The organism is Streptomyces sp. LS1784, from assembly GCF_020103755.1.
Lineage (GTDB): Bacteria > Actinomycetota > Actinomycetes > Streptomycetales > Streptomycetaceae > Kitasatospora.
In genome coordinates this window covers 1-809 of record NZ_JAHSQD010001193.1, presented here as the reverse complement: position 1 = coordinate 809, position 809 = coordinate 1, and the positions used below count along the sequence as shown (strand labels likewise).

The 809-nt window shown below is 76.3% G+C and carries 1 protein-coding gene; it reads left to right on the top strand.

Annotated features, from left to right (window positions below; translation table 11 throughout):
• On the top strand, positions 1–642 hold a 642-nt coding region (locus tag KS423_RS46490; RefSeq protein ID WP_224285660.1), incomplete at its 5' end, for a TetR/AcrR family transcriptional regulator.
• Between the last annotated feature and the right edge of the window lie 167 nt (positions 643–809).

The following is an 809-nucleotide window of genomic DNA, read 5'->3' as shown; positions in this document are numbered from 1 at the left end:
GGCCCGCGCCCGGCCCACAGCCGCGACTCGATCGCCGCCGCGGCCATCGGGATCGCCGACGCCGAGGGCCTGGACGCGGCCTCCATGCGGCGGGTCGCGGCGGCGCTCGGCGCGGGCACCATGTCGCTCTACAACTACGTACCGAAGAAGGAGCACCTGCTCGACCTGATGCTCGACGCGGTCGCCGGCGAGTACCGACTGCCGTCCGCGCCGAGCGGCGACGTCCGAGCCGATCTCGTCGACCTCGCCCACCAGCAGCTCGGCATCGCCCGCCGCCACCCCTGGCTGCCCGCACTGCTGCTGGTCCGCCCCAGCATCGGCCCCAACGCCCTGCGCTACACCGACCACTTCCTCGCCGCCACCGCCCCCACCGGCCTCGGCGGCGGCGCCCGGATGGAGGCGATGGCGCTGTTCAACGGCTTCATCACCCAGTTCGCGCAGTACGAGCAGACCGCGGCCGCGGGCGCCAAGTGGCAGGCCGAGATGGTCGGTTACCTCGGCCAGGCGGCGGCGAGCGGCGAATTCCCGCACCTGGCCCAGGCCTTCGCCACCGCGGGCCCGCCCGCCGACCCGGACCGGGCGTTCGACCGCACCCTGGACCGGGTGATCTCCGCCGTCCTGGCGCCGGCGGGCGACACCTGACGCACCGTCATGTCGCGAGGGCCTCCCTGGTCAGCAGCCCCGCCACCCGGCCGTCCACCAGCACCAGTACCGCGGGGCGCCCGCCCGCCAGCACCGCCCGGGCCTCGGCCGCGGACTGCCCGACGCCGACTGTCGGCAGCGCCGGCCCGAGCAGCGCGCCCAGCGGG